18 protein-coding genes and 1 pseudogene are annotated in these 24,426 nt (G+C 63.1%); 9 read left to right on the top strand and 10 right to left on the bottom strand.

All coding sequences use genetic code 11. From position 1 onward, the window contains the following. Positions 1 to 82: 82 nt before the first annotated feature. A pseudogene (locus LB566_RS28810) lies at positions 83 to 544 on the top strand (ISNCY family transposase); the annotation flags it as partial. Positions 545 to 1,424: 880 nt separating this feature from the next. Then, complete coding sequence (locus LB566_RS28805; protein ID WP_263498419.1) at positions 1,425 to 6,164, top strand: autotransporter domain-containing protein; 4,740 nt, start codon at positions 1,425 to 1,427, stop codon at positions 6,162 to 6,164. A 237-nt stretch (positions 6,165 to 6,401) separates the two neighbouring features. Here LB566_RS28805 and ugpC read toward each other — a convergent pair whose 3' ends face one another. The 7 genes from ugpC to LB566_RS28770 all read right to left on the bottom strand — a co-directional run bounded on the left by ugpC (position 6,402) and on the right by LB566_RS28770 (position 14,075). After that, positions 6,402 to 7,451 (bottom strand): sn-glycerol-3-phosphate ABC transporter ATP-binding protein UgpC, encoded by a 1,050-nt coding sequence (ugpC, locus tag LB566_RS28800; RefSeq protein ID WP_224629382.1) that lies wholly within the window; start codon positions 7,449 to 7,451, stop codon positions 6,402 to 6,404. 7 nt (positions 7,452 to 7,458) lie between these two features. After that, a complete protein-coding gene (gene ugpE, locus LB566_RS28795; RefSeq protein ID WP_140553257.1) occupies positions 7,459 to 8,307 on the bottom strand; it encodes a sn-glycerol-3-phosphate ABC transporter permease UgpE in 849 nt (282 codons plus the stop codon). An 8-nt stretch (positions 8,308 to 8,315) separates the two neighbouring features. Continuing rightward, a complete protein-coding gene (ugpA, locus tag LB566_RS28790; protein ID WP_140553259.1) occupies positions 8,316 to 9,200 on the bottom strand; it encodes a sn-glycerol-3-phosphate ABC transporter permease UgpA in 885 nt (294 codons plus the stop codon). A 244-nt stretch (positions 9,201 to 9,444) separates the two neighbouring features. Next, positions 9,445 to 10,749 carry a sn-glycerol-3-phosphate ABC transporter substrate-binding protein UgpB gene (ugpB, locus tag LB566_RS28785; protein WP_140553261.1) on the bottom strand — a complete coding sequence of 435 codons (1,305 nt, stop codon included), beginning with the start codon at positions 10,747 to 10,749 and terminating at the stop codon, positions 9,445 to 9,447. A gap of 416 nt (positions 10,750 to 11,165) precedes the next feature. Further along, entirely contained in the window at positions 11,166 to 12,275 is a 1,110-nt protein-coding gene (locus LB566_RS28780) for a two-component system sensor histidine kinase NtrB (protein WP_224629380.1), read from the bottom strand. Continuing rightward, positions 12,272 to 13,768, bottom strand: a complete 1,497-nt coding sequence (kaiC, locus tag LB566_RS28775; RefSeq protein ID WP_224629378.1) for a circadian clock protein KaiC — start codon at positions 13,766 to 13,768, stop codon at positions 12,272 to 12,274. The genes LB566_RS28780 and kaiC overlap by 4 nt, the downstream gene beginning before the upstream one ends. Beyond that, positions 13,752 to 14,075, bottom strand: a complete 324-nt coding sequence (locus LB566_RS28770; protein ID WP_140553265.1) for a circadian clock KaiB family protein — start codon at positions 14,073 to 14,075, stop codon at positions 13,752 to 13,754. The genes kaiC and LB566_RS28770 overlap by 17 nt, the downstream gene beginning before the upstream one ends. Before the next feature lie 260 nt (positions 14,076 to 14,335). Between LB566_RS28770 and LB566_RS28765 the strand changes: the two genes are divergently transcribed. Then, positions 14,336 to 15,094 (top strand): Crp/Fnr family transcriptional regulator, encoded by a 759-nt coding sequence (locus tag LB566_RS28765; protein ID WP_140553267.1) that lies wholly within the window; start codon positions 14,336 to 14,338, stop codon positions 15,092 to 15,094. A 209-nt stretch (positions 15,095 to 15,303) separates the two neighbouring features. Here the strand turns inward: LB566_RS28765 and tlpA are convergent, their stop codons facing one another. After that, complete coding sequence (gene tlpA / locus LB566_RS28760; RefSeq protein ID WP_224629376.1) at positions 15,304 to 15,984, bottom strand: thiol:disulfide interchange protein TlpA; 681 nt, start codon at positions 15,982 to 15,984, stop codon at positions 15,304 to 15,306. Between the two features lie 37 nt (positions 15,985 to 16,021). Between tlpA and argH the strand changes: the two genes are divergently transcribed. The 3 genes from argH to lysA all read left to right on the top strand — a co-directional run bounded on the left by argH (position 16,022) and on the right by lysA (position 19,078). Further along, positions 16,022 to 17,422 carry an argininosuccinate lyase gene (gene argH, locus LB566_RS28755; protein ID WP_224629374.1) on the top strand — a complete coding sequence of 467 codons (1,401 nt, stop codon included), beginning with the start codon at positions 16,022 to 16,024 and terminating at the stop codon, positions 17,420 to 17,422. A gap of 112 nt (positions 17,423 to 17,534) precedes the next feature. Continuing rightward, the gene (locus tag LB566_RS28750; RefSeq protein ID WP_140525432.1) at positions 17,535 to 17,741 is read left to right on the top strand and encodes a lipoprotein; all 207 of its coding nucleotides are present in this window, start codon (positions 17,535 to 17,537) and stop codon (positions 17,739 to 17,741) included. A 68-nt stretch (positions 17,742 to 17,809) separates the two neighbouring features. After that, positions 17,810 to 19,078, top strand: a complete 1,269-nt coding sequence (gene lysA, locus LB566_RS28745) for a diaminopimelate decarboxylase (protein WP_224629371.1) — start codon at positions 17,810 to 17,812, stop codon at positions 19,076 to 19,078. Between the two features lie 18 nt (positions 19,079 to 19,096). Here the strand turns inward: lysA and LB566_RS28740 are convergent, their stop codons facing one another. Beyond that, complete coding sequence (locus LB566_RS28740) at positions 19,097 to 19,399, bottom strand: ArsR/SmtB family transcription factor (protein WP_224629369.1); 303 nt, start codon at positions 19,397 to 19,399, stop codon at positions 19,097 to 19,099. 50 nt (positions 19,400 to 19,449) lie between these two features. Between LB566_RS28740 and LB566_RS28735 the strand changes: the two genes are divergently transcribed. The 3 genes from LB566_RS28735 to LB566_RS28725 all read left to right on the top strand — a co-directional run bounded on the left by LB566_RS28735 (position 19,450) and on the right by LB566_RS28725 (position 23,525). Further along, complete coding sequence (locus LB566_RS28735) at positions 19,450 to 20,391, top strand: threonine/serine dehydratase (RefSeq protein ID WP_224629366.1); 942 nt, start codon at positions 19,450 to 19,452, stop codon at positions 20,389 to 20,391. A 118-nt stretch (positions 20,392 to 20,509) separates the two neighbouring features. Next, a complete protein-coding gene (locus LB566_RS28730) occupies positions 20,510 to 23,104 on the top strand; it encodes a TIGR02302 family protein (protein ID WP_224629364.1) in 2,595 nt (864 codons plus the stop codon). Positions 23,105 to 23,153: 49 nt separating this feature from the next. Continuing rightward, positions 23,154 to 23,525: a glyoxalase superfamily protein gene (locus LB566_RS28725; protein WP_224629362.1), complete on the top strand. Its 372-nt coding sequence runs from the start codon at positions 23,154 to 23,156 to the stop codon at positions 23,523 to 23,525. On the opposite strand, the gene LB566_RS28720 is transcribed toward LB566_RS28725, so the two are convergent. Continuing rightward, a complete protein-coding gene (locus tag LB566_RS28720; RefSeq protein ID WP_224629360.1) occupies positions 23,504 to 24,385 on the bottom strand; it encodes a LysR family transcriptional regulator in 882 nt (293 codons plus the stop codon). The genes LB566_RS28725 and LB566_RS28720 overlap by 22 nt on opposite strands. Positions 24,386 to 24,426: the final 41 nt, after the last annotated feature.

Below are 24,426 nucleotides of genomic sequence, written 5' to 3'. Positions count from 1 at the left end.
GAATTCGTCTGCAAGGCGTGGACCACTCAGCCCGAACGCTTCAGACTAAATCCGCTCCAGCAAATGCCGGGACTAAACATCTAAATGCGCCCTGCTCGTTTACATCGACGACGCGACGGGCAGGCTGCTGCATCTGCGCTTTGCTGGTTCCGAGAACACGTTCGACTACTTGATCGCCACCAAGGCGTATTTGCAGGAATGGGGCAAGCCGATCTCCTTCTACAGCGACAAGCATGGCGTCTTTCGCACGACGCATGGTTCGGAGAAGGATCGAACGAGTGGCCTGACGCAGTTCGGTCGCGCGCTCTACGAGTTGAACATCGACATCATCTGCGCCAACACTTCGCAGGCCAAAGGCAGAGTCGAACGCGCCAATCAGACGCTGCAGGACCGGCTTGTGAAGGAACTGCGCCAGGGCGGCATCAGCACGATCGAGGCGGTCAATGCCTATGCGGCCGAGTTCGCCGCCGATTTCAATGCCCGTTTCGGCAAGGAACCACGCAGTCCGAAGGATATGCATCGCCTCCTCGCCGATTCGCAGAGCAAGTGAGCGCCAGGTCGAAATATTCAACCGGCTGGGGCAAGCAAGGGCATGAGCGAAACCGAAAAATGACGCCGCACATGGCCGGGCGCCACGATAACTCGACAAACGCCCGCGGCGACCATCTTGAGTGCCCGAGCGACTGTCCCGTCGCACTTTTGCTTGCAGTCGGCGCAACTATCGACGTAGGTTCCGCGCCGTGAGGTGATTTATCGGCTTGGATGTAGGGCGGCGGATGTCAAACAGCAGAGATTTGTTTTTATTCGCGCCGCCTTTTCTACTTGCGGGTGTCTCATGTCTGGCTTTGGTCGATCTCGCGTCGTCTCCCGCATGGGCCGGCGGTGGGGCTGGCGGCACGGGCAGGGGCTGGTATCTGACGAGTGGCGGCGCAGGCTATACTGGCAATCCCGGTACCGATGGGCTCGGCTCTGCAGGTGGCGGGGGTGGCGGCGCGGGTGGCGGCGCTGGCGGTGCCGGTGGTAGCGAGACCGGGGCCGAGGTTCCAGGCGGCCTTGGTGGAACCGCTGTTAGCCCTAACGGTCAGCCGGGCCAAAATGCGACTTCCATTTGGGGCGGTGGCAGCGGTGGCGGCGGTGGCTACAACGGGAATGGCCCCGGAACGGCAACGATTTCCAATGCCGGGATAGCGACCGGCGGAAACGGCGGAAACGGCGGCGACGGCAGCAATGCGCCAAGCGGGGCGGGCGGTGGCGGCGGTGGCGGTGCCGGAGGATACGGCTCCGTCGCGCTCGGACCTGGGATCAGCATCAATTCCGGGACGATTAACGGCGGAGCCGGAGGCAATGGTGGGACGTCGGGCATCTATCTTGGTCTCCCTTACCCCGACTCCGGTGGCTTCGGTGGCGACGGCGGCGGAGGTGTGTTGTTCACCGCTCCCGGAGCCGTATTCACCAACAGCGGCGGCACGGTCACAGGCGGCAGGGGCGGCGATGGCGGATCGGCGGGCGTTGTTGGTGCCACTCCGGGAGCGGCTGGGACTGGTGGCATAGGCGTCCATTTCATGGACAGCGGCGAGTTGCACAACAATGGTCTAATTTCCGGCGGAGATGGCGGCTCCAGCCACGGTACCGGCGGCAATGGCGGCACAGGCGTGTTTTTCGCCAACGGCGGCACGCTGGATAACAGCGGGACGATTATCGGCGGCGGCGGCACCGTCAGCGGCGGCACCGCTGGCGCGGGCGGAGCCGGTGTCGTTGGCTCGAACCTGGCGATCATCAACAGCGGCGCTATATCGGGGCAACTTGACGGCCCTGGTGCCGTTCGGGCCAACGCCATCACCTTCACCGGCGGCAGCAATGTGTTGGAGTTGCAGGCCGGCTCCGTCATCAACGGCAATGTGGCAGGCACCGGCTCGGATACGTTCCGGCTCGGCGGCAGCACCAATGGGAATTTCGATGTCTCCGGGGTCGGCGCGGCGGCACAATATCAAGGCTTCTCGACCTTCGAGAAAACCGGCGCCTCCAACTGGACGCTGGGGGGCATCGGGAGCCAGAACTGGGCGATCAGTGAAGGAACCCTCACCGGCAGCACCGATAGCATGGGCGGCGACCTGACCTTCGCGACCGGAGCCGGTGTGCGCGACGTCGTCTTCGCCCAGGCCACGTCCGGAACCTATTCCGGGACCATATCGGGAGACGGCAGTTTCACCAAGTCAAACGGCGGCGTCCTCACCCTGTCAGGCGTACAGGGCTACACAGGAGGAACGACCCTCTCGGGAGGCGCAATTCGGATGGGTGCGGCCAACGCGCTCGCATCCTCGTCCGGCGTTCAGCTGATCATAGGCACCTGGGACCTTGGCGGCTTCGATCAGACCATCAAGGGCTTGGCCGGGAATGCCGGGACGAACATCGCTCTCGGCACAGCGACCCTGACCGTCGACAATACAGGGAGTAACAGCTTTGGGGGCACGGTGTCCGGCTCAGGTGGCCTGACCAAGACCGGGGCAGCCATCCTCCAACTGGAGGGGGCCAACACCTATTCAGGTGCGACGAATGTCGAACACGGCCTGATGCTTGTTGCCTCTGGCGGTTCCCTCCAGAATTCCTCCGCCATCAACATCTCCAACGGTGCCCAATTCGGCGTCTTTGCGGCCGACGCCCTGTCTCCCACGGCGGCTGTCAACCTGACCGGAGCCGGGTCGGAGTTTCAGGCGATCACCGACCAGCAGATCGGCTCGCTCGCTGGCGCTGCGGGCACGCGCATATGGCTCAACCCAGGTGTGACGCTGACGACGGGTGGGAACAACACGAGCACCACTTTCGCGGGCGATATCGGCTATAGCGGCGTGGGCTCGCTGACAAAGATTGGTACAGGCACCTTCACCCTGTCCGGCGCCAACAGCTACACCGGCGCCACGACGGTCAGCGGTGGTTCGCTGATCGTCAACGGCTCGATCGCGGCGTCTTCGCTGACAACGGTGGAGGCCGGCGGCACGCTGGCCGGCAGTGGCACGGTCGGCAACGCCGATATCTACGGCACGCTGTCGGCGGGCAACAGCCCCGGCATGTTGACGTTCGCCGGCGACCTGACGCTGAACGCGGGTTCGACCTCGGTGTTCGAACTCGGCGCACCGGGCGTGGCGGGCGGCGCATCCAACGATCTGGTGACCGTGACCGGCAACCTTGCGCTCGGCGGTACGCTCGACGCGCACGTGGCGGCGGCGGGTTATTACAGGCTGTTCAACTACGGCGGTACGCTGTCGGGCTCGTTCGCCAGCGGTACACTCACCGGCACCGGCGGCTTCACGCCGCTTTCCCCCAACAATCCCGATATCCGGACGAATATCGTCCATCAGGTCAATCTGGCGGTGCTCGGCACCGGCCAGACCATGCAGTTCTGGGACGGCGGCGATCCTGTCGCCGACGGCACGATCGATGGCGGCACCGGAGCGTGGCAGAGTTTCGCGACCAACTGGACGAACGACACCGGCAGCGCCAATGGCGGCTGGGGCGATTCGGTCGGCGTGTTCGCGGGCAGCGCCGGCACGGTGACGGTCGACGGGACGCAAGGCTTCGATACGCTGCAGTTTTCGACTGACGGCTACACATTGACCGGCGGCTCGCTGGCGCTTGACCCGGCAAGCGGCTCGGCCGGCACCTTCAACATCGACAACGGCGTGACCACAACCGTCGGCTCGATCATCGTCGATGGTATGGGCAATACGCTCAAGAAGGTCGGCGGCGGCCAGTTGACGCTCAGCGGCGCCAACACCTATACAGGCGGAACGCAGCTTCTGGGCGGCGTTCTTTCCGTTTCCTCGGACGCCAACCTCGGCGCGACCTCGGGCGCGCTGACCATCGACGGCGGCACTCTACGGGTGAGCGGGGCGACGTTCAATTCCACTGAACGTAACATCGTCCTGGGCCCCGACGGCGGTGGCTTCGATATCGCCGATCCTGGCAATGTCTTCACGATTTCGCAGAGCGTCACCGGTTCCGGCGGCCTGACCAAGACCGGTGCGGGCGCACTTATGCTCTCGGCCGCCAACGACTATAGCGGCGGCACCACGGTTTCGCAGGGGTTCACGTTCGCCTCGGTGACGGGGGCTTACGGCACGGGACCGATCCGTATCGATGCCATCAGCGCGGGTTCCGCGAACCTCGGGTTCATCAATTCGGCGAGCGCCGGGACGGCGGCGATCTACGTCGCCAATTCGCGCAGCGCTTTATTCTTTAACGACAGCGCATCCGCTGGTAGCGCCACAATCGACAACAATGGTGCGATCTACTTCGGTTTTAGCAGCACCGCCGATGCTGCGACGATCGTCAACAATGCCGGCGGGCGGGTGGATATCTCCGGCCTGACAAGCAGCGGTATCGGTATCGGTTCGCTGTCGGGCGACGGCGATATCCTTCTCGGATCGAAGGTGCTGACGCTCGGCAGCCTTGGAACGAACGAGACGATCGGCGGCGTCATCCAGGACGGAACGGCAGGCACAGGCGGCTCGCTCATCAAGACCGGCTCGGGCACGCTGACGCTGAACGGCGTAAACACCTTTACCGGTGGCACGATGGTCAATGCAGGCAAGCTGGTTGTCGGCGACAGCAGCCATGCGAGCGCGACCCTGGGAGATGTCACGCTCGCCACGGGCGGCATCCTGGGCGGCATTGGCACGATCGGCAACACGATGATCGGTTCGGGCGGTACGCTGGCGCCGGGCAATTCGATCGGCACGATCAACGTCGCTGGCAGTGTCGCCTTCGGCCCCGGTTCGGTCTACGAGGTCGAGATCGATGCGGACGGGCGATCGGACAAGACCGTCGCCACCGGCACGGCAACCATCAATGGCGGCACGGTGAAGGTCGTGGCCGGGGCGGGCAGCTATGCTCCACAGACCGACTACACCATCCTGACCGCCAATGGCGGGCGCACAGGCACCTTTGCCGGGATCACCTCCAACCTCGCCTTTCTCGATCCCTCGCTCGTCTATGACGCCAACAACGTCTATCTGACGATGAAGCGCAACGATGCGAGCTTCTCCAGTATCGGCCAGACCTTCAACCAGAAGGCCACCGGCGGCGGTGCCGAGAGCACGGGGGCCGGTTCGCCCATCTACAGCGCCATTGCCGACCTCAGCGCCGACCAGGCCCGCGCCGCCCTCGACTCCCTCTCGGGCGAGATCCATGCCTCGGTGAAGTCGGCGCTGATCGAGGACAGCCATTTCGTGCGCGATGCCGTCAATGACCGCATCCGCTCGGCCTTCGGCGATGCCACGGGCACAGACATGCCCCTGCTCGCCTATGGGCCGGACGGCGCGCGACCGGCCTCTGCCGACAGCAGCGCCACGGTCGCCTGGGGCCAGGTCTTCGGGGCCTGGGGCTCCTTCGACGGCGACGGCAACGCGGCGGGCATGGATAGCTCCACCGGCGGCTTCCTGACCGGCATCGACGGCGCTATCGCTGCGAACATCCGGCTAGGCCTGCTTGCCGGCTACAGCCATTCCTCTTTTGATGTCGACGACCGCGCCTCATCCGGTTCGAGCGACAACTACCACCTCGGGCTTTACGGCGGCGGCAAGTGGAACGCGCTGCGCCTCACCGGCGGCATCGCCTATACATGGCACGATATCGAGACGAACCGTTTGGTGGCCTTTCCTGGCTTCAGCGACAGCCTGACAGGGAACTATAGTGCCGGCACCTTCCAGGCCTTCGGCGAGACCGGCTACAAGATCGACACGGGCGCCGTCTCCTTCGAGCCCTTCGCCAATCTCGCCTATGTCAGCCTGCACACCGACGGCTTCAGGGAAAAAGGCGGCGCCGCGGCACTTGATGTCCGCAGTGCAACAACCGACGCCACCTTCACCACGCTCGGCGTCCACGTCTCATCGGCCTTTACGTTCGGCGGCATGAAGGCGACCGCCAGCGGCACGCTCGGCTGGAGACACGCTTTCGGCGACACCACTCCGCTGGCTTCCGTTGCATTCGCTGATGGCTCATCATTCACCGTCGCCGGCGTGCCAATCGCCGAGGATGCGGCCGTTCTCGAAGCCGGGCTCGACTTCGCCATCAGCGACAGCGCCACGCTTGGCGTCTCCTATACCGGCCAGTTCGCCAGCCAAGCACACGACCACGGCGCAAAGGCAAACCTTAGCGTGAGGTTCTGAAGCGAAATAGGCCCGCCCCGGCGAACCGGAGCGGGCGCTGTCTAGGCGGTACTAGGAACCTATCCGCAATCGCATGTTGGCATATGGGCGAGGCTTATTTCAGACGCCCCGCAACACGCCGCGCTTGGTGAGGTTGAGTTTCCCAAAAAATAAGAGGCAGGCAAGTGAGCTTGTAATCAGTGGGCAATCGTCAACCGTCTACTCGTTCGTTAGTCTAATCAGCATGCAAGATTGGCGTCAGTCGACCCTCTTTGCAGCCTGATCGAACCAGTGAAGTTTCTCGGCCTTGACCACGACGCGCAACTGGTCGCCGGGCTTGGCTGTTGCGCGCGCGGCCACACGCACGACGATGCGGTCGCCGCCTGCCGCACAGTGAAGAAAGCTGTCGGCTCCCACCGGCTCGACCGCCTCCACCATTGTCGGCAGCACGAGCGCACCGGACGGTGCCTCGGCCGCCAAGGCGACATCGGCATCCTCGGGACGGAAGCCGAGCATGACGGCATTCGCAGGCGCAAAGTCGATCGTCTTGCTGCTGGTCAGCGCCAGACCCGAAAGGGACAGAAGATTCATCGGCGGTGCGCCGATGAAAGAAGCGACGAAGGTCGAGGCCGGCTTTTCGTAAATGTCGAGTGGCGCGCCCGTCTGCTCGACCAATCCGCCATTCATGACGACGAGGATATCGGCCAACGTCATCGCTTCCAATTGGTCATGGGTGACGTAGACCGAGGTGACACCGAGCGAGCGCTGCAAATTCTTGATTTCGACCCGCATCTGGCCGCGCAGCTTGGCATCGAGATTGGAGAGTGGCTCGTCGAACAGGAAGACTTTCGGATTGCGCACGATGGCGCGGCCCATGGCGACGCGCTGGCGCTGACCGCCGGAAAGCTCGCGCGGGCGTCGGTCAAGCAGCGCGGAAAGCTCCAGCACCTTGGCGGTCCAACGAACCCTGCTGTCGATCTCGTCCTTGGGCGTACCGCGATTGCGTAGCCCGTAAGCCATGTTGTCGTAGACTTTCATATGCGGATAGAGCGCATAGTTTTGGAACACCATGGCGATGTCGCGCTCGGTCGGGCCAATCGAGTTGACAATCTTGCCGTCGATAGCGACCGTGCCGGAAGATATGGTCTCCAACCCGGCGATCATCCTCAAAAGCGTGGACTTGCCGCAGCCGGACGGGCCGACGAGCACGCAAAGTTGCTTGTCGGGAATGGCGATGGAGACGCCCTTCACGGCTTCGACGCCGCCGGCATAGACCTTTTTCACGTCCCTCAGATCGACCGTCGCCATCGGCTTCTCACTTTTCGGTGTCGACCAGTCCGCGCACGAACCAGCGCTGCATCAGCACCACGACCAGGATTGGCGGCAAGATTGCCAGGATCGCCGTGACCATGACCAAATGCCATTGGGTGTCGGCATCGGCGAAGGAAACCATCTTCTTCAGTGCGATGACGATGGTGTTCATATCGTTGCTGTTGGTGACCAGCAGCGGCCACAGATACTGCGTCCAGCCGTAGATGAAAAGGATGACGAACAGCGCCGCGATATTGGTGCGCGACAATGGCAACAGGATATCGAAGAAGAAGCGCCATGGGCCGGCGCCGTCGACGCGCGCCGCCTCCACCAATTCGCCCGGGATGGTCATGAAGAACTGGCGGAACAACAGCGTTGCGGTGGCCGAGGCGATCAGCGGGATGATCAGTCCGGCATAGGTGTCGACCATGCCGAGATCGACCATTACCTTGTAGGTCGGCAGGATGCGCACCTCGACGGGAAGCATCAGGGTGATGAAGATCAGCCAGAAGAAAGTCATGCGCAGCGGAAAACGGAAGAAGACGATCGCGTAGGCCGACAGGATCGAAATGAATATCTTTCCGACCGCGACGCCGAGCGCCATGATCGTGGAGTTGAGGAGCAGCCTGCCGACGCCGAGCCCGCCGATGCGGCCGACGCCGCCGAATAGCGCCTCGCCGTAATTGTTCCAGAACTCGCTGCCCGGCCGGAAGGGCAGTGGCGGCCTGAGGATGGTTTGCAGCGTCTGCGTCGAGGCAACGAACGTGTAGTAGATCGGAAAGGCGACGATCAGTATGCCGAGGATGAGCACGGCATGTGCGAGGAAAATGCGGAACGGGGATTGGCCGATCATCGCGCTCCTCAGCCGTAATGAACCTTGCGTTCCACGTAGCGGAACTGGATAGCGGTGAGCGCGATGACGATGACCATCAGGATGACCGACTGCGCCGCCGAATCGCCGAGGATCAGATTGACGAAGCCGTCATTGTAGACCTTGTAGACCAATGTCTCGGTGGCCTTGCCCGGCCCGCCGCCGGTGACGGCGTGGACGATGCCGAACGTGTCGAACAGGGCATAGACGGTGTTGACGACCAAAAGGAAAAACGTCGTCGGTGCCAAAAGCGGAAAGACGATGGTCCAGAAGCGCTTGGTTTCGCCGGCGCCGTCGATCGCCGCCGCCTCGATCAGCGTTTTCGGCACCGCCTGCAGCCCGGCGACGAAGAACAGGAAATTATAGCTGATCTGCTTCCAGGCGGCCGCCGCCACCAGAAGGATCATGGCGTCGGTGCCGTTGAGCAGCGGATCCCAGGCGACGCCGAAACGTCTCAGCAGATAGGACAGCGAGCCTATCGATGGGTTGAACAGGAACAGCCACAGCATGCCGGCGATCGCCGGCGCCACCGCGTAGGGCCAGATCATCAGCGTGCGGTAGAGGCCTTTGCCGCGCACCACCTTTTCCGCCATGACGGCAAGGAGCAGCGCCACACCCATGGCAACGATCACGGTCGCAAGCGAAAACACCACTGTGACCTTGATCGAGTTGAGATAGGCCGGATCGGCAAGCACCTTGCGGAAATTGGCAAACCAGACGAACCTGCTCCTCAGCCCGAACGGGTCCTGCCGCAGCATCGACTGGTAGAGCGCCTGCCCGGCCGGCCAGTAGAAGAACACCAGCGTGATGGCTAGTTGCGGCGCCACCAGGAGGTAGGGCAAGACCTTGTTGGGAAAGACGACGCGCGGAGTCAATGCGCCGCTCCGGCGTGGAAATAGTCAACCGAACGGCATGCTACCGCGCCCCCCCCTGCCCTGCCGGGCATCTCCTCCTCTTGTAGGAAGATTGGCAGTTCCTGCGACGGCTGCCATTCTCCAGCCTTGGCAATTTCCGAAAACGGTCGCGACAGCCGATCTCCCCCCTTGAGGGGGAGATGCCCGGCAGGGCGGAGGAGGGCCTCGTAAAGCAAGGGCTATAACTCGATAGGCTCGCCGCGCCCTAATTCCCCAGCGCTTCCTTGATCGCCGCGTTGCCGCGCGTGACCGCATTGTCGAGCGCCTGCTGGGCGGTTTCCTGGCCGGCAAGCATCTTTTCGAACTCCTCGTTCTGGATGTCGCGCACCTGCGGCAGGTTCGGCAACCGCACGCCCTTCGAATTGTCGGTCGGCGCCTTGCCCGTCATCTGCAGGATCGGCGTCTCGCGGCCGGGATTCTTGTCGTAGAAGCCGGACTTTTTCGTCGCCTCATAGGCGGCGAGCGTCACCGGCAGGTATCCCGATTTCTGGTGCAGATATTCCTGCACATCGGTCTTGGACAGATAGGCGAAGAAGGCCGCGACGCCCTTGTATTCCTCGTCGGACTTGCCGCCGAAGACCCAAAGGCTGGCGCCGCCCGGCGTCGTGTTCTGCGGCGCGCCCTTGGCGTCGCTGTCATAGGGCAACTGGCCAATGCCGTAGTTCATGCCCGACTTGACGATGTCGCCCAGGCCGCCCGAGGATTCGGTGAAGATGCCGCATTCGCCGGCGAGGAATATCTGCTTGGCTTCGGAGGTGCGCCCGCCATATTTGAAGGTGCCGTCCTTGGCCAGATCCGCGAGCGCCTGGAAATGTTTGACGAAGATCGGCGCGTTGATCTTGAGTTCGACATCACCGCCGGCCAGGCCATTCTGCTGCGTGGCCCAAGGCACATCGTTCCACGCCGCGAAGTTTTCCAGGTGAATCCAGGTCAGCCAGGTCGAGGTGTAGCCGCAAGCGGCGGCGCCGCTCGCCTTGATCTTTTTAGCATCCTCCCACACCTCGTTCCAGGTCTTGGGCGGGTTGTTCACGTCGAGCCCCGCCTTCTGGAAGATGTCCTTGTTGTAGTAGAGGATCGGCGAGGAGGAGTTGTAGGGGAAGGACAGCATGGTGCCGTCCGGCGTCGAATAATAACCGACGATGCCTGGCAGATACTGGCTCTTGTCAAAATTCATCCCGGCGCCGGTCAGCACCTCGGCCACTGGCTTGATCGCGTCCCGGGCCGCCATCATCACGCCGGTGCCGACATCGAACACCTGAATGATGTCGGGCGCCTGGCCGGCGCGGTAGGCGGCGATGCCGGCATTCAGCGTTTCGGGATAGGTGCCCTTGAAAACCGGAACGATCTGATAGTCGCCCTGGCTGGCGTTGAAATCCTTGGAAATCTTGTCGACGACCTCTGCGTTGGCGCCGGTCATGGCGTGCCACCAGCTGATCTGCGTGACGGCGAAGGCGGAGGTTGTGGAAAGCAGGGTCACGGCGACACCGGCCGCGAAGCCAAAGAACTTCATGTTTCGTCTCCCGTTTTCATTGCTTGTCATTGGCGAAAGGGGCACTCCCGCAATGGCACTATGTGTCGTTCGCGCGCAGCGGACAACGGTTTTGTTGCGGGCAAGCGCACTTCACTTCCGGCTAAAGTAGCGTTCACTTCCCGATGGAAGTGACCCGGAAAGGATTGCATGGCGGCTTGCTGTTTGAATTGATGTACCAGGGATCTGTCTCGAGACGGTCAGCGACCTCACCGACGGACGGTGTCTAACAGCACATGACAACACTGACATGACAACGCCCCTTCAGCCTGACGGGTTGAGCGCCACGTCGACGAGCCGCTTGGCGTCCGGACCGACCATTCGACAGGCCCGTTCACACGGGGCTTCGCCGTCGGTCAGCATGGTGACGAACGGCCGAGCGCCAGGTCTGCCTCCCCTCAGCTTCCAGAAGCGCGGGGCAAGTAGAGGTGCAGGCTTGTTCCCCGGCCGATTTCGCTATCGATTCGGACATGCCCGCCGGATTGCTTGATGAAGCCGTAAACTTGGCTTAGCCCCAGTCCCGTACCCTGCCCTTCCGATTTTGTTGTGAAGAATGGCTCGAAAACGCGCGCCAGGGTGTCCTTGCTCATTCCGCAGCCGGTATCGCGTATTGTCACGCGAACGAATGAAGCCGCCGCTGCACGCAAATCCTCCAGATCATTTGGAAAATTGCTGGTCTCGATCGTGAGGGTGCCACTGCCATTCATTGCGTCCCGGGCGTTCACGGCAAGGTTAAGAACGGCGATGTCGAGCTGGTTCGCATCGATGAGGACGGGGCCCAAGGCCGGATCCAGATTGCATTGCACGCGGATTCCGCTCCCCAACGTCCGTTCCAGCAGCGTGGTCAGCCCCTTGATTCGTTCGTTGAGATCAATCTGTTCCGGAACCAGGGATTGGCGTCGGGAAAAGGCAAGCAGTTGCTGTGTCAGCGCTCCTCCATTTTCGATCCGCCTAAGCATCTCCTCGACCAGCGGAGTGACTTTCTCATCCGCGGGATCTTTAGCGATCTGTCTCTGCAGAAGCCGAAGGCCAGACTCGAAAACGGCGAGCAGGTTGTTGAAGTCATGGACGATGCCGGCCGCGAGGCGTCCAATGGCTTCGAGCTTTTGTGACTGACGTGCGTTCTCTTCTCTTGATCGCTGAGCCGAGACATCGCGCAGGCTGGCAAGTAATGCCGGCCTGCCGTCCCAGGTAACCTCGACCGTGCGCATTTCCACTTCTGCCGGCTTGCGGCCGGAACGGTGAACGGTGATCTCGGCGATCTCTCCAGAGACGACCGGCCGGCCAAGCGGAACGTGCAGGAGTTCATCAAGCGGCTGTCCAAAAATTATGGCTGCCGCAGGATTGGCATAGAGCACCGTGCCGTCCAAATCGACCACCAGCATCCCGTCGGCGGTATTTTCGATCAACTGGCGAAAGCTGAGCTGGCTGATGCCGGCCAGAGACGTATCTCCGGACGGTTCCAGCATTTCGGTGACGTTTTGCGCCACGCTCAAGGCATTTTTCATGTCGACGGCGCGCTAGCCAAGGCGGAGTCGCCGAATACATCGGGCGCGCCGTCAAAGGGCATTCCGAGATGCATGCCGCCGCTGTCGATGGTGAAGCGCCGTATCTGCTTGTCGTGTTCGCTGCCGCGCATTTTCAACACCATCATGCCGCGGTGCATGAATTCTTCCTGCTGAATGTAGCGCAGCAGAATGATTGAGTCTGTGAGCGTGGAGATATGCTGCTCGCTAGCGCTCTGGCCACCGACAAGCGATTTGTTGGTAGCGGTGCAAAGGCCGGCAATTTCGCGCTTCTTTATGAAGGAGGTGACGCTGATCAGGAACTCCCGGAAACCGGTTTCCGGCGCGATGCGCTCCAATGCCGACAGGCTGTCTATTGCCATGCGATCGGGTTTGAACTCCGCCACCAGTTCGCGGATCATCAGAAGGTGATCCGGCAAACTCTGCGCTTCCGGATAAAGGCAGACTACCTTTAGCCGACCATCCGCCTCCATGGCTTCGAAATCGACGCCCCAACTGCGCGCGTTGCGGAAGAGCTGGCCGCGGCTCTCCTCATAGCCGACGAGCAAGGCGCGTTCGCCCGCAGCCACTCCGCCCGCAAGAAAATTGGTAACCAGCAGAGTCTTTCCGGTGCCTGTGGCGCCACTGACAAGGGTTACGCTGTCGCGAAAGAACCCGCCGCTGCACATCTTGTCGAGTTCGGAATTGCCGCTGGTGACCCGTTTCGTGCTTGATTGCTGCTCCAGACGCAACGATGACAAAGGCACGGCCACAATGCCCTGTTCGGCGACCAGCGTTATGGGCACTTCGCCCTCGACGTGACGGCTGCCCCGCATTTTCAGGACTTCTATGGTCCGTCGACGGCGCTCGCGATCAAGGGCATTGCGAAGGATCACGACATTGTCTGCGACGAACTCCTCTATTCGGTGGCGGGAGATTTCACCATATTCACTGTTGCGCTCGGCGGTCATAAGGACCGTCAGCCCTTCTTTCTTCAGCGCGGTCGCAATACGCAGCAGTTCGCGGCGCACTGCCGTTCGCTCGGCTACGAAATGATCGAAAAGTTGAGTAACCGAATCGAGCACGATGCGCTTTGCCCCGGCGCTTCGGCTGGCGTGCAGAATGCGGGTCAGGAGACCGGCGAGATCGAAATCGCCCACAATCACCTGATCCTGATCGCGCGGGCTCGCATCGACGAAGACAAGCTTGTCCGCCGCTCGCCAGCCGCGGATGTCCCAGCCGAAGCTCGCCATATTGACCTCGATCTCGGTTGGCGACTCCTCGAAAGTGACAAAGACACCGGCTTCATTGAGATCGGTGATGCCATGCGCCAGGAATTGCGTGGCGAACACGGTCTTGCCGCTGCCGGGCGTGCCCCCCACGATAGTGGTGCGCCCGCGCGGCAAGCCACCCATCACCAAGTCGTCAAAAGCATCGATCCCTGTATTGACGCGTTCGAGAACCGGGTCGATAGAGATCTCATCCGTCGCGGTCATGAATATCACCCTTCTTGCGAAAACCGAAATAGTCGAGAACCTGAACGATATTGCTGATATCGCCTACCAGACGACGCGGGGGATCGGCAGATTCGTCGGAGAGCGTCGGCGTTGCCAGTATACCTGCTCGTTCCGCCTCATGAGGGTGCTTCAGGATATCGACAATCTGGATTTCAATGGTTGCGCTCATCTCCTCGATTATTTTCAGGCGGCTTTCCAACGCCCGACGAGCACCGGGCGTGTCTCCGGCGATGTAGAGCCGGAGAAGGGGATTGGCCCCTGAAGCGGGCGGTTGTTCCGGGTTCATATCTCACGCTGGTTGCACGGGTTCAGTATCGGCGTGCAGAACGCGACACGCCAGGAATTCAACCGCCGGGCTTTGTTGTCCGCCCAGGCGATCGTCTAGCATTTCGCCTGGAGCCGACGCGCCACAGCTCGCGCTCGATGGGGCCTGGATCAGCACCCCTGTCACTTTTTAGACATTCGCGCTCTGCTCGTCTGCGCACTAGTGGACATTTCTCCGGTTATTGGGATATGGGCCGCAAGCGATTGTTCAGAGGATTGTTAATGGAAGTCCGCGCCCACACAGACTCCAGCATGATCGGCAACAATCTTCTGCGGGCACTCACGGCGGAAGATTGGGGCATTCTCCAGCCTTGGCTCGAGGAATGGTCGGCTCCCACCGGAACACTGCTTTATGAACCTGGCGACACCGTTCGCCATGCATACTTCCCGCGAGGCCCAAGCCTGATCTCCTATCTTGTCGTGCTGAGCGACGGACGTGCGATCGAGACGGCTCTGGTCGGACGAGAAGGAGCGATAGGCGGAGTTGTCAGCCAAGGCAGGCTCCCAGCTTACGCACGCGCTGAAGTACAATTGGGAGGTTCGTTCTTTCGCATTAACCTGCTTAACCTTGAAGAGGCGAAGTCCCGCTCGTCGACGTTGCGGAACCTGTTCGCGCGGTACGCTGACTGCCTGATGGCGCAGATGTTCCAATCCGTCGCCTGCAATGCCGCGCATTCGATCGAGCAACGGACAGCAAAATGGCTGCTGGCCGCCATCGATCGGACAGGCACTCCCGATCTGGCGCTGACACAGGAACAGCTCGCCGTAATGCTCGGAGTCGGCCGAAGTTATTTGAGCCGCGTCATACGCGATCTGAAAGAAGGCGGCCTCATTGAGACGCGCCGTGCCCGGATCGCCGTTCGCAGGGTCGACGGCCTGCGGTCGCTTGCTTGCGAGTGCAACGCGGCGGTCAGTCATCACTTCCACGAAGTATTGAAGGGCGTGTATCCCCTGCCAAACAACGGCTCGTCTGGCCGCTAACAGAAGCGGCTCGCCATATGTCCTTGAGGTGAGTTCCCGGACGCCGGGGCCTGCGAGATCGGCCAGCGCTACTATCCTGGCAAGCCGCCGCCGCTCGAGGCATTCGAAGAATTGACCGACTTCGTTACGACGGTTCCGGCCGAAGCCAATAAGCAGGGGCGCCTCGCGGTGCTCAAGCCGCGATTGCGCTCATGCCGATTCCAGTCCCGTCACGACCCGAGCGCTGTCTCGACAAGCCGCTTGGCGTCCGGCCCCGACCACTCGGCCGGGCCGTTCATATGAGCGATCAGGCAGCCTTCGCCGTCGATCAGCATGGTGACGGGCAGGCCGAGCGCCAGGCCGCGCGTCTTGAGGTCGTTGAACAGCGCCATCGTCGAATCCCGGTAATAGCCGAGCGCCTCGACGCCGGTGTCCCTAAGGAACTTCTTCGGCTTCACGTCGTCGCCGGCATCGACATTGACGGCGACGACCTGGAACGTATCGCTGCCCTTCTCCTTCTGCAAAGCGTCCAGCGCCGGCATTTCGGCGCGGCATGGCGCGCACCACGTCGCCCACAGATTGAGCAGCACCGTCTTGCCGGCATGGTCGGCGATGGTCATCGGCTTGCCGTCCGGGCCGTTGAAGGCGAGGCTCTTCATCGATTGCGGCGGATCGGCGGGCAAGAGGGCCGCGACCTCGCCGGTGGCGGCAGCGGCGATCTTCTTGGCGCGTTCGCTCTTGGCGGCGCAGGCGACATCGTCCTTGCTGTCGCCGGCGGCGACTTGCGGCGCGGCGTTGTTGCCAGACCGGCTCTCGCTGACATATACCGCGACCGCGCCGGCCAGCGCTCCCGCCACCAGGGCGGCGAGGATCAGGCGCGGGGCCGGGAAAAATCTGTTTCCGTCTGCCATTTTCTCAAAACTGCTCCGAAGCACGGGTTTTATAGCCATGAGCGACAAGAAGACCAGCAACCAGATGTGGGGCGGACGATTTGCCTCGGGTCCGGCCGCCATCATGGAAGCGATCAACGCGTCGATCTCGTTCGACCGCAAACTCTATGCGCAGGACATCAGAGGTTCGATCGCCCATAGCGCGATGCTGGCGCAAACGGGCATTATTTCGGCGGCCGATCAAGAAAAAATCGCTCACGGCCTGAACACGATCCTGAAAGAGATCGAGACGGGCACGTTTGAATTCTCGACCAGGCTGGAAGACATCCACATGAATGTCGAGGCCCGCCTCGCCGAGCTGATCGGTCCGGCCGCCGGCCGGCTGCACACGGCCCGCTCTCGCAACGACCAGGTTGCAGTGGATCTCCGGCTCTGGGTCAAGGACGAGTGCTTTCGCGTCGCCGAGGCCTTGAAGGGCCTGATCGGTGCGTTGCTGGAGCGGGCCGAGCAGCATGCCGCGACGGTGATGCCGGGCTTCACCCATATGCAGGCGGCGCAGCCGGTGACCTTCGGCCACCATTGCATGGCCTATGTCGAGATGTTTTCGCGCGACCTGTCGCGGGTGCGCGACGCCATCGAACGCATGGACGAAAGCCCGCTGGGTGCGGCCGCCCTTGCCGGCACCAGCTTTCCGATCGACCGCCACCAGACCGCCAGTGCGCTCGGCTTCCGCGAGCCGATGCGCAATTCGCTGGACAGCGTCTCGGACCGCGATTTCGCGCTGGAATTCCTTGGACTGGCGGCGATATGCGCCACGCATCTGTCGCGGCTGGCGGAAGAAATCATCATCTGGTCGACGCCGCAATTCGGCTTCATCAGGCTGTCGGACAGCTTCTCCACCGGCTCCTCCATCATGCCGCAGAAGAAGAACCCCGACGCCGCCGAACTGGTGCGCGGCAAGACCGGCCGCGTCACCGGCCATCTGGTCGGCCTGCTGACGGTGATGAAGGGCATGCCTTTGACCTATGGCAAGGACATGCAGGAAGACAAGGAATCGGTGTTCGATGCCGCCGAGACGCTCGACCTGATGCTGGCAGCGATGACCGGCATGGTCTCCGACATGACGGTGAACGCGGCGGCGATGAAGAAGGCCGCCGGCTCCGGCCACGCTACCGCGACCGACCTTGCCGACTGGCTGGTGCGCACGCTCGGCCTGCCGTTCCGCGAGGCGCATCATGTCACGGGACGGGCGGTGGCGCTGGCCGAAGAGAAGAAGCTGAGCCTGGAGAAGCTTGCGCTGGAAGACTTGCAGTCGATCCATCCCGGCATCACCCAGGATATCTTTTCGGTGCTGGCCGTGCAGAACTCGGTGAAGAGCCGCACCTCCTTCGGCGGCACCGCACCGTCCGAAGTCAGGAAGCAGATCCGCTACTGGAAAAAGCGGCTGGCCAAGGCGTGACGCCGGATATTGCCGTTGCAATATCCCGGATATCAACGGCAATATCCAGGGTGCAATGCGCCGAGAACTCGGCTAAAAGCAGCGGCGGAAAAAGTTTCGGACGGATGGATCGATGACCGGAAGCAGGATTTTGGTGACACTGACGCTGCTTGCGGCGCTTGCCGCCGTTACGGCTTGCGGCAGAAGGTCCGGTCTCGACACGCCTTACGAGGCGGCCGTGCAGGCACGCAAGGACGCCGAGAAGGCCCACCAACCTGTGCCGCCGGAACCGGAAAAACCGGTCGCGGACAAGAAGTTCATTCTCGACCCGCTGCTCTAGAGCCGGTGAGAGCGGTTTAGAGTGCTAAAACCGCTCCTCCCCTGCTCCAACTTTTCGGAACCACTCTCGTGAACCATTTCGACTACCGCGACGGCGTGCTTCATGCCGAGGACGTGGCGATAACGGATATCGCCGCAACCGTTGGTACGCCGTTCTACTGCTATTCGACGGCCACGCTGACCAGGCACTACCGCGTCTTCGCCCAGGCCTTTTCCGGGCTCGACACGCTGGTCTGCTACGCCATGAAGGCGAATTCCAATCAGGCGGTGCTCAAGACCTTGGCCAGGCTCGGCGCCGGAGCCGACGTGGTGTCGGAAGGCGAGTTGCGGCGCGCGCTGGCAGCCGGCATGCCGGCCGACAAGATCCTGTTCTCCGGCGTCGGCAAGACCGCGCGTGAAATGGACTTTGCGCTGGCGGCCGGCATCCTGTGCTTCAACGTCGAATCCGAGCCCGAACTCGACCTGCTCTCGTCGCGCGCCGTTGCCCTGGGCAAGGTGGCGCCGGTCTCGCTGCGCATCAATCCGGATGTCGACGCCAGGACGCACAAGAAGATCTCGACAGGCAAAGCCGAGAACAAGTTCGGCATCCCATGGCAGAAGGCGCGTCAGGTCTATGCGCGCGCGGCTGAATTGCCGGGCATCAAGGTCACCGGCATCGACACCCATATCGGCAGCCAGATCACCGAGTTGCAACCCTTCGACGATGCCTTCGCGCTTTTGGTGGAACTGGTCGGCGCGCTGCGCGCCGACGGCCATGCCATCGAGCATGTCGATCTCGGCGGCGGTCTCGGCATTCCCTACCGCGTCGACAACAACCCGCCACCGCTCCCCGACGCCTATGCGCAGATCGTCCGCAAGCACGTCACCAAGCTCGGCTTGAAGGTGATGTTCGAGCCGGGCCGGCTGATCGTTGGCAATGCCGGTATCCTCGTCTCGCAAGTGATCTTCGCGAAAGAAGGCGATGCCAAGAATTTCCTCGTCATCGACGCCGCCATGAACGACCTGATCCGGCCGACGCTCTACGACGCTTTTCACGACATAAGACCGGTGGTGCTGCCGCCCGCCGACGGGCCGCGCATGACGGTCGATATCGTCGGCCCGGTCTGCGAGACCGGCGACTATCTCGGCCTCGACCGCGACCTGCCAAGGCTCAAGTCTGGCGACCTGGTCGCCATCGCCACCGCTGGTGCCTATGGCGCGGTGCAGGCGGGCACCTACAACACCCGCCTGCTGGTACCGGAGGTGCTGGTCGACGGCGATCGTTTCCACGTCGTGCGCCCGCGCCAGACCTATGACGAGCTGATCGGCCTGGATTCGATGCCCGACTGGCTTGCATAGAAGCCGCCGACGGCGGCCCTATAGCCGGTTCTGGATGAGTGCTCTTGTCTCGGCGATCTTATCCTCGTCGCGGCGGTAGAAGGTCCATTGCTTGATGCGCTTGGTCCGTAACAGCCCTGCCTGGGTGAGCACACGCATGTGCTCGCTGAGCGTCGCCTGCGTAATGCCGAGCTTTTCAGCGATCAGCAGTGCACAAACACCGTCATTGACCAGATCGCCATCCGCCTGGGCCGGGAAATGCGCGCGCGGATCCTTCAGCCAATCGAGGATCCGCAGCCTTCGTTCGTTGGCGATCGCCTTGAACACATCAACCTCTTGCATTTAGCCATTTTGCCAAGTTACTGATTACTGTCAATCCCAAGGAGATGGCCATGACCGACGGCAGCACCATAACGCGCGAACGCATCGCCGCGATGGAACCGCGCATCCGCCCTTATGTGCGCCACACGCCGGTGCTGCGCGTCGACATGGCCGATTTCGACCGGCCGCCGCTGGCGCTCGACCTCAAACTCGAATGCCTGCAGCATTCCGGCTCGTTCAAGGCGCGCGGCGCGTTCACCAATCTTCTCGAGCGGCAGGTTCCCGAGGCCGGCGTCGTCGCGGCCTCGGGCGGCAATCATGGCGCGGCGGTGGCGTATGCCGCCATGCGGCTCGGCCACAGGGCGACCATCTTCGTTCCGGAGGTGAGCCCGCCGGCCAAGCTGGAGCGCATCCGCGGCTACGGCGCCGAACTGGTCGTCGGCGGCGCCCGCTATGCCGAGGCGCTGGCCGCCAGCGAACGTTTCGCCGAGCAAACCGGCGCCTTGCAGATTCACGCTTTCAACCAGGAGGAAACGCTTATCGGGCAAGGCACGCTCGGACTGGAAATCGAGAACGACCTGCCTCAGATCGATACTTTGCTGGTCGCCGTCGGCGGCGGCGGCCTGATCGGTGGCATCGCCGCCTGGTTCGCCGGCCGTATCCGCATCGTCGCCGTCGAACCGGAGGGCGCGCCGACACTCTATCGCGCCCTCGAGGCCGGCCATCCGGTCGATGCGCCGGCCGAGGGCATCGCCGCCGATTCCCTGGCGCCCAAACGTGTCGGCGAGATGATGTTCCCGATCGCCGAGGCCTTCGTGGAACGCTCCATCCTGGTCAGCGACGACGACATCGTCGCCGCCCAGAAGGCGCTGTGGGACCGGGTGCGGATCATCTCGGAACCCGGTGGCGCCGCGGCTTTCGGCGCCATCCTGTCTGGCCGCTATGCGCCGGCACCCGGCGAACGGGTCGCCGTCCTGGTCTGCGGCGCGAACGCAAATCCGGCGAAATTTTGATCGCTGCGCCTTTCTCTCGCTCACGTTTTTCAGGAACTGCCTCGCCTTCGCCGCGTTTGCTGGGTATTCTTCGAGTCGTGAGGTTCGGGCCATCCCGCCCGCTCCCGTGGAAGGGCCGATGACGGAACGACCGATCTTCAGCAGCGATCGCGGTCTCGCCGGGCGCCTGGCGCTCAGCCGGCTGGCGACGCGGGTGTCGATGATGGTCGAACGGGGCTGGCCGCTCCTGCTGCCGCTTCTCGTCGTCGCCAGCCTGTATCTCAGCATTTCCTGGCTAGGGCTCTTCCCGCGCCTGCCCGATGCGGCGCGCATCGGGCTGGTCGCCGCCTTCGGCGTCGCGACACTGGCTGCGCTCTACCCGCTACGCTTTTTTCGCATGCCGGGCGGCGCCGAGATCGACCGCCGGATCGAGGCGGCCAACCATTTGCTGCACCACCCCGTCCAGACCCAGACGGACCGGCCGAGCGGCCGCGAAAGCAGCTTCTCGCAGGCGCTGTGGCGCGAGCACCAGAAGCGCATGGCCGACAGGCTCGACAGCCTCGGTGCCGACGTGCCGCGCACGCGCGTGCCGGAACGCGATCCCTGGGGATTGCGCGCCGTGGCGGCGCTTCTGCTCGTCACCGCCTTCGCTTTTTCCTTCGGACCGACCGGTGGCCGGGTAGCCGACGCGTTCAGCGCCCGGGACGCGCATGACGCCGTGCCGCCGCGCATCGATGCATGGGTGACGCCGCCCGCTTATACCGGCAAGCCCCCGATCTTCCTGACCGCGGATGCCAACCAGGCGGCGCCGGCCTTCCATGTTCCCGAAGGCAGCGACGTTTCGCTGCGCGTCACAGGCGGCACGGGCGAGGAGACACTTGCCTATGCCGACAAGAATGGCAATGCCCGCGCCATCGATCCCGCCGACCCGCAGGCCGCTGCGGCCAAGCCGGCGGCAAGCCCGGCAGCGCAGTCCAAAGTGCGTCAGTTCATCGGCAAGCTGACGAGCGATGGCACGCTGACGCTGAAGTCGGGCGAGGACGAACTCGGCCGTTGGGCCTTCGCGGTGATCCCGGACAAGCCGCCGCAGATCCGTTTCGTCGGCGAGCCGAAGCGCGCTGTCAACGGCGCTTTCGAGCTCAACTACCAGATCGACGACGATTATGGCGCCGCCAACGCCAAGGCCGTGTTCGCGCTCGCCGATCCGCAGGTGCCCGATGCGCGTCCGCTCTACGGTCCGCCCGACATGCCGCTGACGCTGCCGCGCCGCGGCGGCAAGGCGAATGCCGCCCGGACCTCGAAGGACCTGACCGAGCACGTCTGGGCTGGCGCCGAGATCAAGTTGACGCTGGTCGCCACCGACGATGCCGGGCATACGGCGAGCAGCGAAACCAAGACATTGGTGATGCCGGAGCGGCCGTTCTCCAATCCGCTGGCGCGGGCCGTTATCGAGCAGCGCCGCCTGCTGGCGCTCGACGCCAACGCCAAGCCGCGCGTGCTCGACCTGATGGATGCGATCACGCTGCGGCCCGAGGACACGTTCGACAACATGTCCCACTACCTCGCCATCATGAGCGCGCGCAGCCGGTTGAAGATGGCCGACAGCGACGACCAGTTGCGCAACGAGGTCTCCTATCTCTGGGAAATCGCGCTCGGCATCGAGGAGGGCAATCTCTCGGCCGCCGAGAAGCGGCTGCGCCAGGCGCAGCAGGCTTTGCAGGACGCCATCAAGAATGGCGCCAGCGACGCGGAGATCGAAAAGGCGATGAAGGAACTGCGCGAGGCGATGAACCAGTTCCTGCAGGAATTCGCCGAGCGCGCCAAGCAGAATCCCAATGCCCCGCAGATGCAGCAGAACGGCCAGGAACTGCGCCAGAGCGACATCGACCGCATGATGGACCAGATCGAGAACCTGGCGAAGTCCGGCGATCGCGACAAGGCGCAGCAATTGTTGTCGCAGCTGCAGGACATGATGAACAACCTCCAGGCCGGCCGCCAGCAGCAGGGTGGCCAGCAGGACAGCCAGATGCGCCAGCAGATGGACAAGCTCGGCGACATCCTGCGGCGCCAGCAGGAGATGATGAACGACACCTTCCGCATGGACCAGATGCAACGCGGCGAGCGCCAGCGCGGCCAGAACCGCGATGAACAGCTCGGCGAAGGCGGCGGCGAGGATCAGGACAGGCCGGGCGCAGGCGAGAACCGCGATCCGCTCGCCGGGCAAAAGCCGATGACGCCGCAGGAATTCGCCGACGCGCTGAAGCAGTTGCAGGACGGCCAAGGCCAGCTGAAGAACGACCTCGAGCAGTTGAAGAAGGGGCTGGAAGGGATGGGCATGGAGCCCAATGAAGGCTTCGGCGAAGCCGGCAAATCAATGGGCAATGCCGAGCAGGCCTTGGGCGATGGTGACGGTGATCAGGCCGTTGGCCACCAGGGCCGCGCGCTGGAGGCGCTGCGCAAGGGCGCCAAGGACATGATGAAGCAGATGCAGGCGATGCAGGGCGACGAAGGCGGCAGCGAGGAAGGCGGTCGCCAGCAGAACGCCGATCGCGATCCGCTCGGCCGGCCGCGCGCCAGCCAGGGTCCCGATTTCGGCGATTCGGTGAAGGTGCCGGACGAGATAGACGTGCAGCGCGCCCGCCAGATCCTGGAAGCGATCCGCAAACGGCTCGGCAATGCGCTCAGCCCCGACATCGAGCGCAGCTATCTGGAACGGCTGCTGGAACTGAAATAGGGATCGCCGCCGCGGCATCGGCCTGCAATTCGGGAGCGGCTGCAACATCATGCCCAAATTCGGCACAGTGACGCCCATCCTGCGCATATTCGACATTGCCAAGGCCCATGAGTTTTACGTCGGCTTCCTCGGCTTCGAGGTGCTGTGGGAGCACCGCTTCGACGACAACGCGCCGCTTTACATGGCGCTCGGCCGTGACGGCTGCGTCCTGCATCTGAGCGAACACCATGGCGACGGCGTGCCCGGCATCGCCATGCGCATCAAGGTCGAGGACATCGCCGCCCTGCATCGCGAGCTGATCGGCAAAGCATACCGTTTCGCCAGACCGGGCCTGGAAGAGACGCCGTGGAAGACCCGGGAGGTGTCGGTTGCCGATCCGTTCGGCAACCGGCTGCATTTCTACGAGGATGCGGCCGGCTGAGTCTGCCTGTTGACGAACGCCTCGCGGATCGCCTCTTGCATCCCGTCGATCGCCTCGCCCGACGCATTCGGGTTGCGATGCATCACCACATTCGAGGAATCGATGTCACCGAACCCGTCGGCCGACGTCAACTCCCGGCAGCCGTCCGGAATGTTGCTGCGCGAAATCGGTGCGATCGCCAGTCCCGAGGTCACGGCAAGCTTCAGCCCGCCTGTCGTGTCGCTGGTGTAGGCGACACGGTAGCCAAGCCCGCGCTGCTCGAGCGATTTGATGGCGAAATCCTTGCACCAGCCGGCCCGGTTATAGAGAGCGATCGGCACCGGACGCTCCTCATGCATGTTATGCAGGACCGATGTCACCCACACCGTCGGATCATGCATCAGCACTTCGCCGCCTGAAGGATCCTGCCATTCGAACACCACGCAAAGATCGAGCTCGCCGGCGGCAAGCGCCGCTATCTGCGCCCCCGAATGGGCATAGCGCACGGTGACCTCGACCTTGGTGTGACGCTTCGAGAACGCGCCGAGCGCACGCGACAGGATGGCATGGCCGTATTCCTCCGGAATGCCGATCCGCACCGGCCCGCCGAGCGGCGCCGCCGCCATCGACGCTGCCGTCTCGTCGAGCAGCGAGACGATGCGGCGAGCATTGACAATCAGCTCGCCGCCGCGCCGCGTCAGCGCCACGCCGCGCGACCCGCGCTCGAACAGGCTGTCGCCGATGACGCTTTCGAGCTTCTTCATCTGCATCGAAACCGCCGATTGGGTGCGACCGGCCTGCTCGGCCGCCTTGGTGAAATTGCCTGCTTCGACAATGGCCACGAAGGTGCGCAGGAGATCGCTGTCGAGGGTGGGCCGCATCCCGTCCGCCATAAGGAATTTTGATTGCTGGTATCATTCCA

The organism is Mesorhizobium sp. CA13 (assembly GCF_020165235.1).
Classification (GTDB): domain Bacteria; phylum Pseudomonadota; class Alphaproteobacteria; order Rhizobiales; family Rhizobiaceae; genus Mesorhizobium.
Note: the sequence above shows the minus strand (reverse complement) of the source record. Positions and strands in the feature narration are given on the sequence as shown.

What these genes read in the sequence shown, in the direction of transcription:
- ugpC (WP_224629382.1), bottom strand. Translation starts at nt 7,451, where the DNA reads ATGGCGACGGTCGATCTGAGGGACGTGAAAAAGGTCTATGCCGGCGGC.
- ugpE (WP_140553257.1), bottom strand. Translation starts at nt 8,307, where the DNA reads ATGATCGGCCAATCCCCGTTCCGCATTTTCCTCGCACATGCCGTGCTC.
- ugpB (WP_140553261.1), bottom strand. Translation starts at nt 10,749, where the DNA reads ATGAAGTTCTTTGGCTTCGCGGCCGGTGTCGCCGTGACCCTGCTTTCC.
- LB566_RS28780 (WP_224629380.1), bottom strand. Translation starts at nt 12,275, where the DNA reads ATGAAAAATGCCTTGAGCGTGGCGCAAAACGTCACCGAAATGCTGGAA.
- kaiC (WP_224629378.1), bottom strand. Translation starts at nt 13,768, where the DNA reads ATGACCGCGACGGATGAGATCTCTATCGACCCGGTTCTCGAACGCGTC.
- LB566_RS28770 (WP_140553265.1), bottom strand. Translation starts at nt 14,075, where the DNA reads ATGAACCCGGAACAACCGCCCGCTTCAGGGGCCAATCCCCTTCTCCGG.
- LB566_RS28765 (WP_140553267.1), top strand. Translation starts at nt 14,336, where the DNA reads ATGGAAGTCCGCGCCCACACAGACTCCAGCATGATCGGCAACAATCTT.
- tlpA (WP_224629376.1), bottom strand. Translation starts at nt 15,984, where the DNA reads ATGGCAGACGGAAACAGATTTTTCCCGGCCCCGCGCCTGATCCTCGCC.
- argH (WP_224629374.1), top strand. Translation starts at nt 16,022, where the DNA reads ATGAGCGACAAGAAGACCAGCAACCAGATGTGGGGCGGACGATTTGCC.
- LB566_RS28750 (WP_140525432.1), top strand. Translation starts at nt 17,535, where the DNA reads ATGACCGGAAGCAGGATTTTGGTGACACTGACGCTGCTTGCGGCGCTT.
- LB566_RS28740 (WP_224629369.1), bottom strand. Translation starts at nt 19,399, where the DNA reads ATGCAAGAGGTTGATGTGTTCAAGGCGATCGCCAACGAACGAAGGCTG.
- LB566_RS28735 (WP_224629366.1), top strand. Translation starts at nt 19,450, where the DNA reads ATGACCGACGGCAGCACCATAACGCGCGAACGCATCGCCGCGATGGAA.
- LB566_RS28730 (WP_224629364.1), top strand. Translation starts at nt 20,510, where the DNA reads ATGACGGAACGACCGATCTTCAGCAGCGATCGCGGTCTCGCCGGGCGC.
- LB566_RS28725 (WP_224629362.1), top strand. Translation starts at nt 23,154, where the DNA reads ATGCCCAAATTCGGCACAGTGACGCCCATCCTGCGCATATTCGACATT.
- LB566_RS28720 (WP_224629360.1), bottom strand. Translation starts at nt 24,385, where the DNA reads ATGCGGCCCACCCTCGACAGCGATCTCCTGCGCACCTTCGTGGCCATT.